Source organism: Bradyrhizobium sp. YCK136 (assembly GCF_044570075.1).
In the GTDB taxonomy this organism is placed as follows: domain Bacteria; phylum Pseudomonadota; class Alphaproteobacteria; order Rhizobiales; family Xanthobacteraceae; genus Bradyrhizobium; species Bradyrhizobium diazoefficiens.
Map to the genome: position 1 here is coordinate 9084617 of NZ_CP172424.1, position 11776 is coordinate 9096392.

Sequence of the window (11776 nt, forward strand, 5' to 3'; positions counted from 1 at the left end):
CATTCCGGGGCGATGCGACGCATCGAACCCGGAATCTCGAGATTCCGGGTTCGGCTCTTGCGAGCCGCCCCGGAATGACAGCGGAGAATTACTTGATCAGCCCCTTTTCCTTGTAATAGCGGATCGCGCCGGGGTGCAACGGAACCGGGCTGCCGGTGGCGGCCGTCTCGAGCTTGATCTCCTTGCCGGCCGCGTGGGCATTCTGCAATTCCGGCAGCGACTCGTAGACCAGCTTGGTCATCTGGTAGGCGAGATCGTCGGACACCGCCGAGCTGGTCACGAGATAGTTGACCACGGCCGCGGTCGGCACGTCCTTGTCCTGGCCCGTATAGGTGTTGGCGGGAATGGTCGCCGCGATGAAGGGCGGGCCGATCTTGTCGACGGTCTCCTTCGGCACCGACACCACCGTGATCGGGCTCGAGGTGGAGAGATCCTTCAGCGAGGCCACACCGAGCCCGGCCGATTGCAGCGTCGCACCCAACTGGCGGTTCTTCATGAGGTCGACGGATTCGGCAAACGGGAGATACTCCACCTTGCCGAGGTCCTTGTAGCTCATGCCGGCCGCGCTGAGGATCGCGCGGGAATTCAGCTCGGTGCCCGACTTCGGCGCGCCGACCGACAGGCTCTTGGCCTTGAGGTCGGCCAGCGTCTTGATGCCGCTCTCGGTGGTCGCGACGATCTGGATGTAGTTCGGATAGATCGCGCCGATGGTCCTGAGCTTGTCGAGCTTGGTCTTGAAGCCGGCTTCCTCGTCGCCGTCCCAGGCCGCCTTGAGCGAGTCGCCTAGCGTGAACGCGAGCTCGCCGCGGCCCTGCTGGAGCAGGATCAGGTTCTCGACCGACGCCTTGGTGGCCTGCACCTGCGTCTTCACGTTCGGGATCTTGTCGCCGTAGATCTTCCCGATCGCGACCCCGAGCGGGTAGTAGACGCCGGAGGTGCCTCCGGTCAGCACGTTGATGAAGGATTGCGCATGCGCGCAAGGCGCCGACGCCGCCAGAGCAAGAGCCGCGGCCACGCCGAAAATCGTCCGTTTCATGATTTCTGTACTCCCCAAACCGGCGGGGAAATTGGCCGGATGAGGGGGGCGGGTCAACCCATCCAATAGGCAAAACAGGACTGCGGTAAACAGCCGTTCCGGCTCGACTTTTGGGGAACCCGACGGGTGCGGCGACGTGGCGCAGCCGGATCGCGGCGCGCCCGAACGCATCGTGTTCGAGCGCGCAATCTGCTCACTGGAACGTCATGTCCAGGCACTTGGAGATGTCGGAGCCGAGGCCGGAGGAGATGATGATGCAGCCGCGCACCTTCTGCGCGGTGACGTCAGCAGCCCAGACCGAGTAGCCGCCGGGGCCGAAGAACGAATTGGTGTTCGGCGGCTCGGTCTCGGTGGCGTCGAAGTCGTAATGTCCGTCGGTCTCGAAGATGCGCGGCTTCTTGGTGCAGCCGCCGTCGGTCTGGACGTTGATGACTTCCTTGTTGTCCCGGGTCAGGGCCAGCGATACCTGGCAACGGAAATATTCCGAGGTCCTGGTGTTGAAGAGATAGGTGTAGGACTTGCAGGTCGCCGTGTTCAGCTTGCCCGGGGCAAGGCCGCGGCTGCACGAGATCCGCTGGTTGTGGCTGAGCTGGTAATCATCGGCCCGGGCGGCCGGAGCCAGCGCCGTAAGCAACAGCGCGGCAGCCGAGCAGGCTTTAATGACATGGTTCATTCGAATCATCCCCACCAATATTTTTGTCGAATTGCGTTCTAGACGGAAAGCGGAACATAGTCGCGAGGGGACGAAGGGAAAATCACAAACTGCTGGACAAGACGTGATGCGCCGCGGCGCTTTCGCGAATTGACCCGAAAATGCCGTTCGTGATTTGTTCAAGCCGGGCACCCCGACGATGGGGAGGATAGGATCATGGTATTTTCAACGAAGACATTTGCAATCGCAGCCGCGCTCGGCGCATTCACAGCACCCGCATTGGCGCAGACCGAGGCGACGCCCTGGGAGCTCAAGCCCGACATGGGCTACGCCTATGACAGGGACGGCAAGACTTATTCCTACAAGATGGGCACCAGCAATGCCGGCGAGCTGCTGAAGGGCGCCAAGAAGGTGCCGAAGGGCACGCTGTTCTTCATCGGCCACAACGGCCAGCTCTACATGCGCAGCGGCCCGTATCTGGAAGGCGACGGCAAGTTCAAGTTCGGGCCGGATCAGTAGGCACGGCACCGTAGGGTGGGCAAAGGCGCGTTAGCGCCGTGCCCACCACCTGTCAGCACACTCTGGTCGAAAGCGGTGGGCACGCTTCGCTTTGCCCACCCTACGGCAGCGTCCTAAAACGCCCCCGCCAGCTCCCGCGCGCCGGCATTGTTGCTGTTGCTGTCCATCCGCGTATCCGTCACCGCGAGCAGCTTCGCCACCGTGTTGTGGCGGATCGCGACCGGGTTGCGCTCGTAGCCGCCGCGCTGGAAGAAGTTCGAGGTCGGCACCTGCTCGCGCATCGCCTGCGGCATCGTCACCATGTCGAGGCCGGTGCCGTCGCCGGTGAGGTTCATCATCTCGAGCTCGGCCGCCGTGAGCGGACGCGCGTAGCCCTTTGCGCGCGCGAACAGCACCGACGTCAGCAGCTTGTGGGTCTGCAGCATCGGTCCGATATCGACGTCGAGCACCATGGCATGCATCGCCCAGCCCTGCGCGGTGTTGCCGATCTTCTCGTGCTCCGACCAGGTGTCCGGCACCGACTTCGCATGCGCCACCATTTTCTTCAGCACGGTGAGCTTGTGCTCGAGCGACTGCCGCGCCGGGCCCGAGGTCCGCGCCACCTTGTCGGAGAGCGCGCGAATGAATTCATGGCCCTGCTCGGCCAGCAGTTCGACGCTGTTGGTGGTCAGGAGCTGGTTGTAGCCCATCGCGGTCGAGATCGCGCGCTTGCCGCCATGCTCGATGCCCGCCTGCACGTCGTAACTGCCGGTGCCGCCGGTCTCGAACGAATAGACCCGCACGGCCTGCTCGCGCGTCAGCCCGGAGGCGAGCGCGTAGCGCGCATAGGCGCGCTTGAACTCGACCTCGCTGGACGGGCGCTGCGGCGTGAACTGGTAGAGCTCCTGCGCCGCACGCAGCAGATCGGCGACGACGGGGATCGGCTTTTTGGTCGGGCGCTCCGGCGTTTCCTCCGGCTCCGGATTCACCGGCCGCTTCGGCCCGGTGTAGAGCGGCGGATGCTCCAGCACGTAATCGTCGAGCGTGATCTGCTGCCCGCTACGCCGCTTGGCATTGCGGGTCTTTCGCTTCTCGGAGATCTGGCTCCAATAGGCGCCGGCTTCCTCGTCGAAGGCCGCGCGCGCGGCCTGATATTCCTGCAGCTTGCGGCGATATTCGAGCACAGCGGGCGACGCCCCGCCTTGGGCAAAAAACTGCGACAGGAGCTGGGCCTTGGCATCGCGGACGGCGGGCGGCAGCGCGTCGGACGCGCCGCCACGCGCGGCGGGCGCGAGCAGGACGAGCGCGAATGGAACCAGCGCAAGGCTCTTTCGAATCGAATGATGCATGCCGCTCTCTTAACAGGCATCCGGTAACCGTCACGTTAACGCGCCGTTTACCATCGTCACTTCCAGGCGAACACCGGCTGTTCCAGCTCAGTCACGCGGGTCTGCCGCCCCGCCAGCACCTCGCGGAACTGGTAGATCAACGCCGCCGTCGGCGCGTGGATCAGGCTCATCTGGTGGTGAAAGCGGATCACTCGGCGGCTGCTTTCGGGGATCGCGGTGAAATCAAAGGCGTCGTCGCGCTCGATCGTCGTGAGCGCGATGCGATGAACGGAGGCGACCTCGTCCGGGTTCGGACGGATGGCGGCGGCGGCCGTGGCCCAGACCACCACCGGCGTGATCAGATAGCCGGAGCGGGTCGGATAATCGTCGAGCGTGCCGAGCACCTCCGCGCTGGTGAGGCGAAGGCCGAGCTCCTCGTCGAGCTCGCGCAGCGCCGCCTCGACCGGCGTCTCGCCGGCATCGCAGCGTCCGCCCGGCAAGGCCCATTGGCCGCGATGAGCGCGCAGGTGCGATGCGCGCAGCGTGAGCAGGAACGCGGTGTCGTCCCCCTCGCCCGCCGCGGTCAGCGCGACCGCCACCGCGGCGCGCTTCAGCGAAGGCGCTGCGCCGTCTTCCGGCAGCCGCGTGAAGGCCGCGCAGGCGGCCGCGATATTCCGCCGTGTGGCATCGTCGAACGGTCTCATCATGCTTGACTACACCACGTCCGCCCCCGATGAAATGAGATCGCAAGGCCCGCAGAGGAATGGACGACGAGATGACCAACAAGGCCGCCGCAAGGCTCAAATCGGAGGGCTGGACCATCCTCGATACCACGGGCTTCTTGCACTTGATCGGCCCCTTGTGGCAGCGCAAGGTCGACGGTCGCTACGAATTCGCACTCGCCACCGAGGACAAGCATCACAACCGCCGCGGCATGGTCCAGGGCGGCGTGATGATGACGTTCGCCGACCGCACCTGCGGCATGACCGCCCGCTACGTCTCCGGCAAGGAGTTCATGGCGACAGTGCAGCTCGACACCCATTTCGTCGAGGCCGGCCAGATCGGCGACATCCTGATCTCCCGCCCGCGCGTGGTGCGCGCGACGCGCAGTCTGATTTTCATGAGCACCGAAGTCAGCGTGGACAACCGCTGTGTGGTGATGGCCAACGGCGTGTTCAAGATCTTGAAGGGGCCGGCGTAGCGGCGCGTTCCGCCGTCGTCCTGGCGAAAGCCAGGACCCATTACCCCTGAGAGAAATTGCAGCGCGAACCGGTAACCGCGAATCTTCGCAAAACCAATTCCTGGGGTAATGGGTCCTGGATCGGCGCTCGCAATTGGACAACGCTACGCGTTGCCAAGCGCTCGCTTGTCCAGGACGACGATGGGGAAACAACGCGCTCCCCCAACCTCGTCATTGCGAGCGCGGCGAAGCACTCCAGACGCGTTCCTCGGACGCATCTCTGGATTGCTTTGCAGCGCTCGCAATGACGGAGCGGGATGGCTATGCTGCCCCCACAAGAAGCAGCAAGGATCCGCCCATGCAATACCGCCAGCTCGGCCGCACTGGCCTGAAAGTCTCGCCGATCTGTCTGGGCACCATGATGTTCGGCGGACCGACCGATGAAGCCGCATCAACGCGGATCATCGCGAAGGCGCATGAAGCCGGGATCAATTTCATCGACACCGCGGATGCCTATTCGAAGGGCGCATCCGAGGAGGTCGTGGGCCGCGCGATCGGCAACAACCGCCATGCCTGGGTGCTGGCGACGAAGCTCGCCAACCCCATGGGCGATGACCCCAACCGGGTCGGGCTGTCGCGGCGCTGGGTGCTGCAGGCCGCGGACGAAAGCCTCAAGCGGCTCGGCACCGACCACATCGACATCTACTATCTGCACAAGGAGGACCATGCGACGCCGCTGGAGGAGACGGTGCGCGCGATGGGCGACCTGATCCGCGCGGGCAAGGTGCGTTATTTCGGCGTCTCGAACTATCGCGCCTGGCGCGTCGCCGAGATCTGCAACATCTGCGACCGGCTCGGCATCGACCGGCCCGCGGTGAGCCAGCCCTATTACAACGCGATGAACCGCATGCCCGAGGTCGAGCACTTTCCGGCCTGCGCCTACTACGGCCTCGGCATCGTGCCCTATAGCCCCTTGGCGCGCGGCGTGCTCACCGGCAAGTACAAGCCGGATGCAGCCCCGGACAAGGAGACGCGTGCGGGGCGCAACGACACCCGCATGATGCAGACGGAATGGCGGCCGGAGTCGCTCCAGCTCGCGCAGGAGATCAAGAGCCATGCCGAGACGAAAGGCATCACCGCCGGCCAGTTCGCGGTCGCCTGGGTGCTGAACTCCGCTTTCGTCTCCTCGATTGTGGCGGGCCCGCGCACCGAGGAGCAGTGGGACGGCTACATCAGCGCACTCGACTATCGCTTCACCAGCGAGGACGAAGCCCTGATCGACCGCCTGGTGACGCCGGGCCATCCCTCGACGCCGGGCTACAACGATCCGGCCTATCCGATCGAAGGCCGCCGCGCGCGGACGGCATAACAGCGGGAGGCGACGATGGCGCATGAAGACCGCTACGGCCGGCCGTTCTCCACCAACTCGCACGAGGCGGCATCCGCCTATCGCGACGGCGTCGACCTCATGCTGGCGGGCTGGACCGGTACGGCGGAGACGCTGGAGCGCGCCATCGCCGCAGATCCGGACTTTGCGCTTCCCCTTATCGCCCGCGCCCGCGTGCACGCCTTCTACCAGCAGGGCGACCTCGCGCGACAGAAGGCGGCACGCGCGCGTGAGCTCACGGCAAAGCGCGGCACGGAGCGTGAGCGTTCGCATGTCGAGACCCTGGCGCTGGCGATCGAGGGACGGCTGCCCGAGGCGATTGCGGCGACGCTGAAACACGTCGAGGCATGGCCGCGCGATGCCGTGGTGCTGTCGCTGCCGCTCGGCGCGTTCGGCCTGTTCGCCTTCTCCGGCATGGCCGATCACGACCGCGCGCGGCATGAGCTGTGCGAGCGCGTCGCGCGGCATTATGGCGAAGACTGGTGGTTCCTCACCATGTCCGGCTGGGCGATGATCGAGAACGGCGACGTAGCCCGCGGCCGCGGCATCACCGAGCGCGGCTTCGCCCTGCGCCGGCAGAATGCCCATGCCGCGCACGCCGTGCTGCATGCGATGTTCGAGGACGGCTCGATCGAGGCGGCCGACCGTCTCGTCGACGAGTGGATTCCCACTTACGACCGCGCCGGAATCCTGCACGGCCACATCCGCTGGCACCAGGCGCTCGGCGCGCTCGAGCATGGCGACGCCGCACGCGCACTTGCGATCTATGCCGACGTGCTGCAGCCCTCCGCGACGCAGGCGCCGCCGCTCAACGTCGTCACCGACGGCGCCTCGCTGCTCTGGCGCCTGTCTGCTTACGGCCACGCCGTGCCGCAGGAACTCTGGCTTGACGCCGACGCCGCCGCGCAAAAACTGTTTCCGAAATCGAGCCTGCCGTTCGCCGACGTCCACATGGCGCTATTCGCCGCCGCAACGCAAAACCGCGGCGCGCTCGCCGCGCGCCTTGCCGTGATCGAGCAGCGGGTCGTCGAGGGCAAGCTGCCGGCCGGCCCCGTGGTGCCGGCGATCTGCCGCGCGCTGGCGGCCTTTGCGGACGCGGACTATGCGGCCTGCGTGCGGACGCTCGCACCCGTGCTCGCCGACGTCGTCCGCATCGGCGGCAGCCATGCCCAGCGCGAATTGATCGAGGACACCTTTATTGTCGCCCTCATGCGCGGCGGCGAGCTGGCGCGCGCCCGCAGCATGCTCGACGCCCGCCTGCATCGCCGCCCCTCCCTGCGCGATACGCGCTGGCAGGCGGCGATGGCTTGAGGCAGGATAAGAAAAACAAAGCGGAGGACGCCCATGACCGAGATCGTTGCACTGGAGGCGCTGGCCAGCCGCGTTGCATCGGGGCAATCGCTGGCCGTCCCCGTGGACCGCTCCGGCGTCGCGATGGCCGCGACCGCCGCCATCATCGCGGCCGGCATCGACAATCTTCATCTGGTCTGCGTCCCCATCAGCGGCATGCAGGCCGATCTCCTGATCGGTGCCGGTGCGGTCAAGACGCTCGAGACCAGCGCCATCTCGCTCGGCGAAGCCGGCGGCGCGCCGCGTTTCGGCGCCGCGGTGCGGGCGGGTAGCGTAACGCTGCGCGATGCCACCTGCCCCGCGATTCACGCCGGCCTGATGGCGGCGCAACACGGCGTGCCCTTCATGCCGATCGCCGGCATCATCGGCAGCGATCTGCTCGAGGTGCGGCCGGACTGGAAGGTGATCGACAGCCCGGTCGGCGAGGCGCGCAAGGTCGTGGTGGTGCCGGCGATCAAGCCCGACGTTGCGCTGTTCCATGCGCCGGAGGCCGACCGTGCCGGCAATATCAGGATCGGCCGTTTCCGCGAGCTCGCCACCATGGCCTATGCCGCCAAGCGCACGCTGGTCACCGTCGAACGCATCGTCGACCGCGATCTGTTCGAGACGGAGGATTCCGCCGCCGGCGTGCTGCCCTCGCTCTATGTCGACGCCATCGCGGTTGCCGAGCGCGGCGCCTGGCCGCTGGCGCTGTGGAACGAATATCCTGCCGACGAGGCCGAGATCGCGCGCTATGCGGCGATGGCGCGCAGCGAGGACGGCTTCCGAGCCTATCTCTCGACCTTCCTGTCCCATCGCAAGCAGGTGGCCTGATGTCATTGGAACGCGAACAGCGCGAAATCCTGATCGCCACCATTGCCGACCTGCTCGACGGCATCCGTCACGTCGCGGTCGGCGCATCGTCGCCGATCCCCGCAGCCGGTGCGATGCTGCTGCGCGCACGCAACGAACTCTGTGGCAAACCGCCGGTGCGCATCTCGATCCTGGGATCGCAGCGGCATAATTTCTTCACCAATGGCGGCATCGAGCTGTTCGACTGCGCCGCGCAAGGAAGGGTCGATGCGTTCTTTCTCGGCGGCGGCCAGATCGACGGCGCGGGCAACATCAACCTCGTCGGCACCGGCGATTACCCGAAGACCGATGTGCGCTGGCCCGGTTCGTTCGGCTCGGCCTATCTCTACCATCTCATTCCGCGCGTGATCCTGTTTCGCGAGGAGCACACCCCGCGCGTGTTCGTGCCGAAGGTCGACTTCGTCAGCGCCCGGGCGACCACACCGGAGGTCCCTCGCCGCGGCGGGCCATACGCGCTCCTGACCAACATGGCGCTGTTCGACTTCGACCGCGAGGCAGGCGGCTTCGCCCTGCGCTCGGTGCATCCGCCCTTCACGCCGGCCGACATCAGGGAGAATACCGGCTTCACCTATGAAGAACCGGAGGTCGTGCGGGAAACCGCGCGGCCCGATTCCGCAACCCTGGCATTGCTGCGCGGTCGGATTTTCGACGAGCTCGCCGAGACTTACCCGGCCTTTGCAAGGACGATGAAGCAGGCGGCGTGACCCTCCGGTTCTGCCACGAAAAAAACACTGGCCTGACGGCAAGTGCCTTCCGGGATGGTTGGGCGATTTTGGGCGAATCGCCGATGGGTGGCGCGGTGGTATTCCAGACGGGCTTGGCGGCACAAACGGGATCGCAACCAATTTGCGGTTCGATGGTTGTTGAGCGGAACCTTTCCGCGATCCCCTGGCCTATGAGCCTCACGATGCGCCTCTGCCGACCGGCCCTCGCGGCAGCCTTCGTTGTCCTCGCAAGCCCTTGTTTCGGCGAGCCTTCCAGGCCGATTCCCGTCAACAATCAGCCGGCGCAGCAGACCGCCTTCATCGATCTGCTGGCGCTGATGTCCGGCCACTGCAAGACGCTCAAGGTCGCGGGACGTACCCTTGCCTGCAAGACGGTGGCCTACGCCCATGGCGACACCGGCCGGGTCAATTTCGCCGTCGCTGTCGACGACCCCACTGATGCGAACCACGTCGTGTCGTTCTCCGGCGAGAACGGCAAGCGGGCCGACGACAACTCCTACGAGCTGCCGATCGACCGCATGCTGCTCAACTCCAAGGACCGGCCCAAGGTCGACGGCCTGCCGGTGCCGGCGGAGCAGACCTCCACCGGAATCTGCCGCCAGACCGGCAATTTCGCCGCCCGGAAGGTGACCGATGTCACCTGCTCCGCAACCGACAGCGAGGGCCGGAAGTACGAGCTCCTGTTCGTCTCCGACGGCACGCCGGTAAGCGTGCGCCGCATCAGGCAATCGTCGCCGTCGATCCAGGATCCGTTCAAGTAGCGGCCCCTTGTGTCGCCCTGCTTGTCACCGGGGTGAGCACGCATCCTTCCGTTGAAACTCCAGGTCAGGCGGTTATGCTCTCGCGTGCATCCTCATTGAGGAGACCCGATTGCATCCAGAGGCGAGGCCGAGAGTCCGGCAATGCGTGTGATCCGCGGGCTCGCGCGCATCCTGATCGCCTGCTTGTTCGCTGGCCTCTCGCGTGAATGCGTCGCAGCCGACGGCCCCCAGCAGCGTTCGGTCCTGGTTCTGGAAGAAGCCGATTTTCGCTCGCCCTTTTATTCGGAGATCTTTGCCGGAATCCGCACCGCCGCGAAGCAGAACGGGAAGAGCAACACGGTGATCTACGGCGAAAGCCTCGATCTCGCCCGCTTCCCGGGACCGGACTATGAATTGAGCCTGGTCGGTCACCTCAAGACCAAATATGCGCAGCGGCCGATCGACGTCATCGTTTCGATCGGCGTCGCATCGGCGAAATTCCTTCAGAAGCGGAAGCAGGACATCTGGCCCGCCGCGCCCGTGGTATACGGCTTCGTTCCCGACCTGCCTGAGACGCGCGCGCTGTTCCTGCCCGATACGACGGCCGTCTTCGCCAGAGTGAGGGCGACACACCTCCTGACCGCAGCGCGCGCAATCGTTCCCGACCTGACCCGTGTCGTCCTGGTGGGCGAGGCCTGGAAGAATCCGCTGGTGTACGGACATTGGAAGCAGGACTTCGCGGCCGCAATGCCCGATCTCGAAGTCATCGATCTGTCCGGCGCGGTGCTGCGTGAGGTCCGCAGTCGCGTCGCTTCCCTGCCCGACCGCTCCGCGATCCTGACCTCGGCGATGTATTCCGACGGCGAAGGCACCTATTACGCCCCGGCCTCGGCGCTCGCACGCGTTGCCGAGAGTGCGAACCGCCCGATCATCATAACATCCGATACGTTCCTCGGACGGTCGGGCGTGGGTGGCTTCCTGCTGCTGCCCGAAATCATCGGGCGAGAAGCCGGCGAAGTGGCGATGCGGATCCTCGACGGCGAAGCCCCCTCGAGCATCGCACCGTTCAGCGGAAACAACGTGAGGCCGATCTTCGACTGGCGGCAGCTGAAGCGCTGGAATGTGGACGAAGCCAATCTGCCCCCCGGCAGCGAGGTGCGTTTCCGCCAACCGACCTTCTGGGAGCAGTATTACTGGCACTCCGCGATCATTGCAGGCGTGGTGCTGGTGCAGGCGCTGATGATCACCATTCTGCTGCGCGAGCGCCGTCTGCGCTTCGTGGCCGAGGTCGAGGCGCGCCAGCGCATGTCGGAGCTCGCCCACATGAACCGCCGTGCGACCGCGGGAGAGATGTCCGTCTCGCTCGCAAACGAGCTGAACCAGCCGCTCGCCGCCATTCTGATCAATGCCGAGACGGCCCAGCAGATATTACAGAGTCCGGCGCCCGACCTCGGCGAGATCAGGGACATCCTGGACCACATCCGCCGTGACGATCAGCGGGCCGCCGAAGTCATCGGCCGGCTGCGCTCGTTTCTGAAGCGAGACCCGGCCGAACGGCGCGAGCTCGACCTCAATGCCACCGTCGGCGAGGTGTTTCGATTCCTCTCCGTGCAGGCCCTGACCCACGATGTTGAACTCGTCATGCAACCGTCGTCCGCAGACATTCGCGTGAAAGGCGACAAGATTCCGCTCCAGCAGGCCATCCTCAATCTCGTCGTGAACGGCATGGAGGCTGTGGCCCATCTTCCGGACGAGCGGCGCCGCGTCGTCGGACGAACCAGTCTCAACGAGGGCAACCTCGCCCTTGTCTCCATCGCCGACAAGGGCGACGGCATCCTCGCGGAGAAAGTCGCCGAGATCTTCAAGCCGTTCTTCACGACCAAGGCGCAAGGCATGGGCATAGGCCTCTCGATCGCGCATACCATCGTCCAGGCGCATGGCGGCCGCATCTGGGCCGAAAACGTCCCGTCAGGGGGCGTCGTTTTTCACGTCAGCCTGCCGCTGGCAGCGCCGCGATAGGCGCCGTCG

12 protein-coding genes are annotated in these 11776 nt (G+C 65.7%); 8 read left to right on the plus strand and 4 right to left on the minus strand.

Features of this window, described 5'->3' with window-relative positions:
• Positions 1-88 precede the first annotated feature (88 nt).
• Positions 89-1036, minus strand: a complete 948-nt coding sequence (locus tag ACFLEY_RS43930) for a TAXI family TRAP transporter solute-binding subunit (protein ID WP_028173606.1) — start codon at positions 1034-1036, stop codon at positions 89-91.
• A 193-nt stretch (positions 1037-1229) separates the two neighbouring features.
• Positions 1230-1709, minus strand: a complete 480-nt coding sequence (locus ACFLEY_RS43935; protein ID WP_028173607.1) for a hypothetical protein — start codon at positions 1707-1709, stop codon at positions 1230-1232.
• A 195-nt stretch (positions 1710-1904) separates the two neighbouring features.
• Between ACFLEY_RS43935 and ACFLEY_RS43940 the strand changes: the two genes are divergently transcribed.
• A complete protein-coding gene (locus ACFLEY_RS43940; RefSeq protein ID WP_011084117.1) occupies positions 1905-2207 on the plus strand; it encodes a hypothetical protein in 303 nt (100 codons plus the stop codon).
• Between the two features lie 113 nt (positions 2208-2320).
• Here ACFLEY_RS43940 and ACFLEY_RS43945 read toward each other — a convergent pair whose 3' ends face one another.
• Positions 2321-3535 (minus strand): hypothetical protein, encoded by a 1215-nt coding sequence (locus ACFLEY_RS43945; protein ID WP_060909295.1) that lies wholly within the window; start codon positions 3533-3535, stop codon positions 2321-2323.
• A gap of 56 nt (positions 3536-3591) precedes the next feature.
• On the minus strand, positions 3592-4221 hold the full coding sequence (locus tag ACFLEY_RS43950) for a CoA pyrophosphatase (RefSeq protein WP_060909296.1): 630 nt from the start codon (positions 4219-4221) through the stop codon (positions 3592-3594).
• A 68-nt stretch (positions 4222-4289) separates the two neighbouring features.
• Between ACFLEY_RS43950 and ACFLEY_RS43955 the strand changes: the two genes are divergently transcribed.
• The 7 genes from ACFLEY_RS43955 to ACFLEY_RS43985 all read left to right on the plus strand — a co-directional run bounded on the left by ACFLEY_RS43955 (position 4290) and on the right by ACFLEY_RS43985 (position 11767).
• Positions 4290-4715 carry a PaaI family thioesterase gene (locus ACFLEY_RS43955; RefSeq protein WP_060912756.1) on the plus strand — a complete coding sequence of 142 codons (426 nt, stop codon included), beginning with the start codon at positions 4290-4292 and terminating at the stop codon, positions 4713-4715.
• Between the two features lie 337 nt (positions 4716-5052).
• Positions 5053-6063 carry an aldo/keto reductase gene (locus ACFLEY_RS43960; RefSeq protein WP_060912757.1) on the plus strand — a complete coding sequence of 337 codons (1011 nt, stop codon included), beginning with the start codon at positions 5053-5055 and terminating at the stop codon, positions 6061-6063.
• Between the two features lie 15 nt (positions 6064-6078).
• Positions 6079-7392, plus strand: a complete 1314-nt coding sequence (locus tag ACFLEY_RS43965; protein WP_211433478.1) for a tetratricopeptide repeat protein — start codon at positions 6079-6081, stop codon at positions 7390-7392.
• Positions 7393-7425: 33 nt separating this feature from the next.
• Positions 7426-8244, plus strand: coding sequence for a CoA transferase subunit A (locus ACFLEY_RS43970; RefSeq protein ID WP_060909297.1), 819 nt, complete (start codon positions 7426-7428; stop codon positions 8242-8244).
• Complete coding sequence (locus ACFLEY_RS43975; RefSeq protein WP_060909298.1) at positions 8244-8987, plus strand: CoA transferase; 744 nt, start codon at positions 8244-8246, stop codon at positions 8985-8987. Before ACFLEY_RS43970 ends, ACFLEY_RS43975 begins: the two co-directional genes overlap by 1 nt.
• A 203-nt stretch (positions 8988-9190) precedes the next feature.
• Complete coding sequence (locus ACFLEY_RS43980) at positions 9191-9769, plus strand: hypothetical protein (protein ID WP_060912758.1); 579 nt, start codon at positions 9191-9193, stop codon at positions 9767-9769.
• A gap of 141 nt (positions 9770-9910) precedes the next feature.
• Positions 9911-11767 carry an ATP-binding protein gene (locus tag ACFLEY_RS43985; RefSeq protein ID WP_060909299.1) on the plus strand — a complete coding sequence of 619 codons (1857 nt, stop codon included), beginning with the start codon at positions 9911-9913 and terminating at the stop codon, positions 11765-11767.
• Positions 11768-11776: the final 9 nt, after the last annotated feature.

Bases quoted from the DNA above. Each gene is read 5' to 3' on its own strand.
- ACFLEY_RS43975 (WP_060909298.1), top strand. From the start codon at position 8,244: ATGTCATTGGAACGCGAACAGCGCGAAATCCTGATCGCCACCATTGCC.
- ACFLEY_RS43970 (WP_060909297.1), top strand. From the start codon at position 7,426: ATGACCGAGATCGTTGCACTGGAGGCGCTGGCCAGCCGCGTTGCATCG.
- ACFLEY_RS43960 (WP_060912757.1), top strand. From the start codon at position 5,053: ATGCAATACCGCCAGCTCGGCCGCACTGGCCTGAAAGTCTCGCCGATC.
- ACFLEY_RS43980 (WP_060912758.1), top strand. From the start codon at position 9,191: ATGCGCCTCTGCCGACCGGCCCTCGCGGCAGCCTTCGTTGTCCTCGCA.
- ACFLEY_RS43965 (WP_211433478.1), top strand. From the start codon at position 6,079: ATGGCGCATGAAGACCGCTACGGCCGGCCGTTCTCCACCAACTCGCAC.
- ACFLEY_RS43935 (WP_028173607.1), bottom strand. From the start codon at position 1,709: ATGAACCATGTCATTAAAGCCTGCTCGGCTGCCGCGCTGTTGCTTACG.
- ACFLEY_RS43940 (WP_011084117.1), top strand. From the start codon at position 1,905: ATGGTATTTTCAACGAAGACATTTGCAATCGCAGCCGCGCTCGGCGCA.
- ACFLEY_RS43950 (WP_060909296.1), bottom strand. From the start codon at position 4,221: ATGATGAGACCGTTCGACGATGCCACACGGCGGAATATCGCGGCCGCC.
- ACFLEY_RS43985 (WP_060909299.1), top strand. From the start codon at position 9,911: ATGCGTGTGATCCGCGGGCTCGCGCGCATCCTGATCGCCTGCTTGTTC.
- ACFLEY_RS43955 (WP_060912756.1), top strand. From the start codon at position 4,290: ATGACCAACAAGGCCGCCGCAAGGCTCAAATCGGAGGGCTGGACCATC.
- ACFLEY_RS43945 (WP_060909295.1), bottom strand. From the start codon at position 3,535: ATGCATCATTCGATTCGAAAGAGCCTTGCGCTGGTTCCATTCGCGCTC.
- ACFLEY_RS43930 (WP_028173606.1), bottom strand. From the start codon at position 1,036: ATGAAACGGACGATTTTCGGCGTGGCCGCGGCTCTTGCTCTGGCGGCG.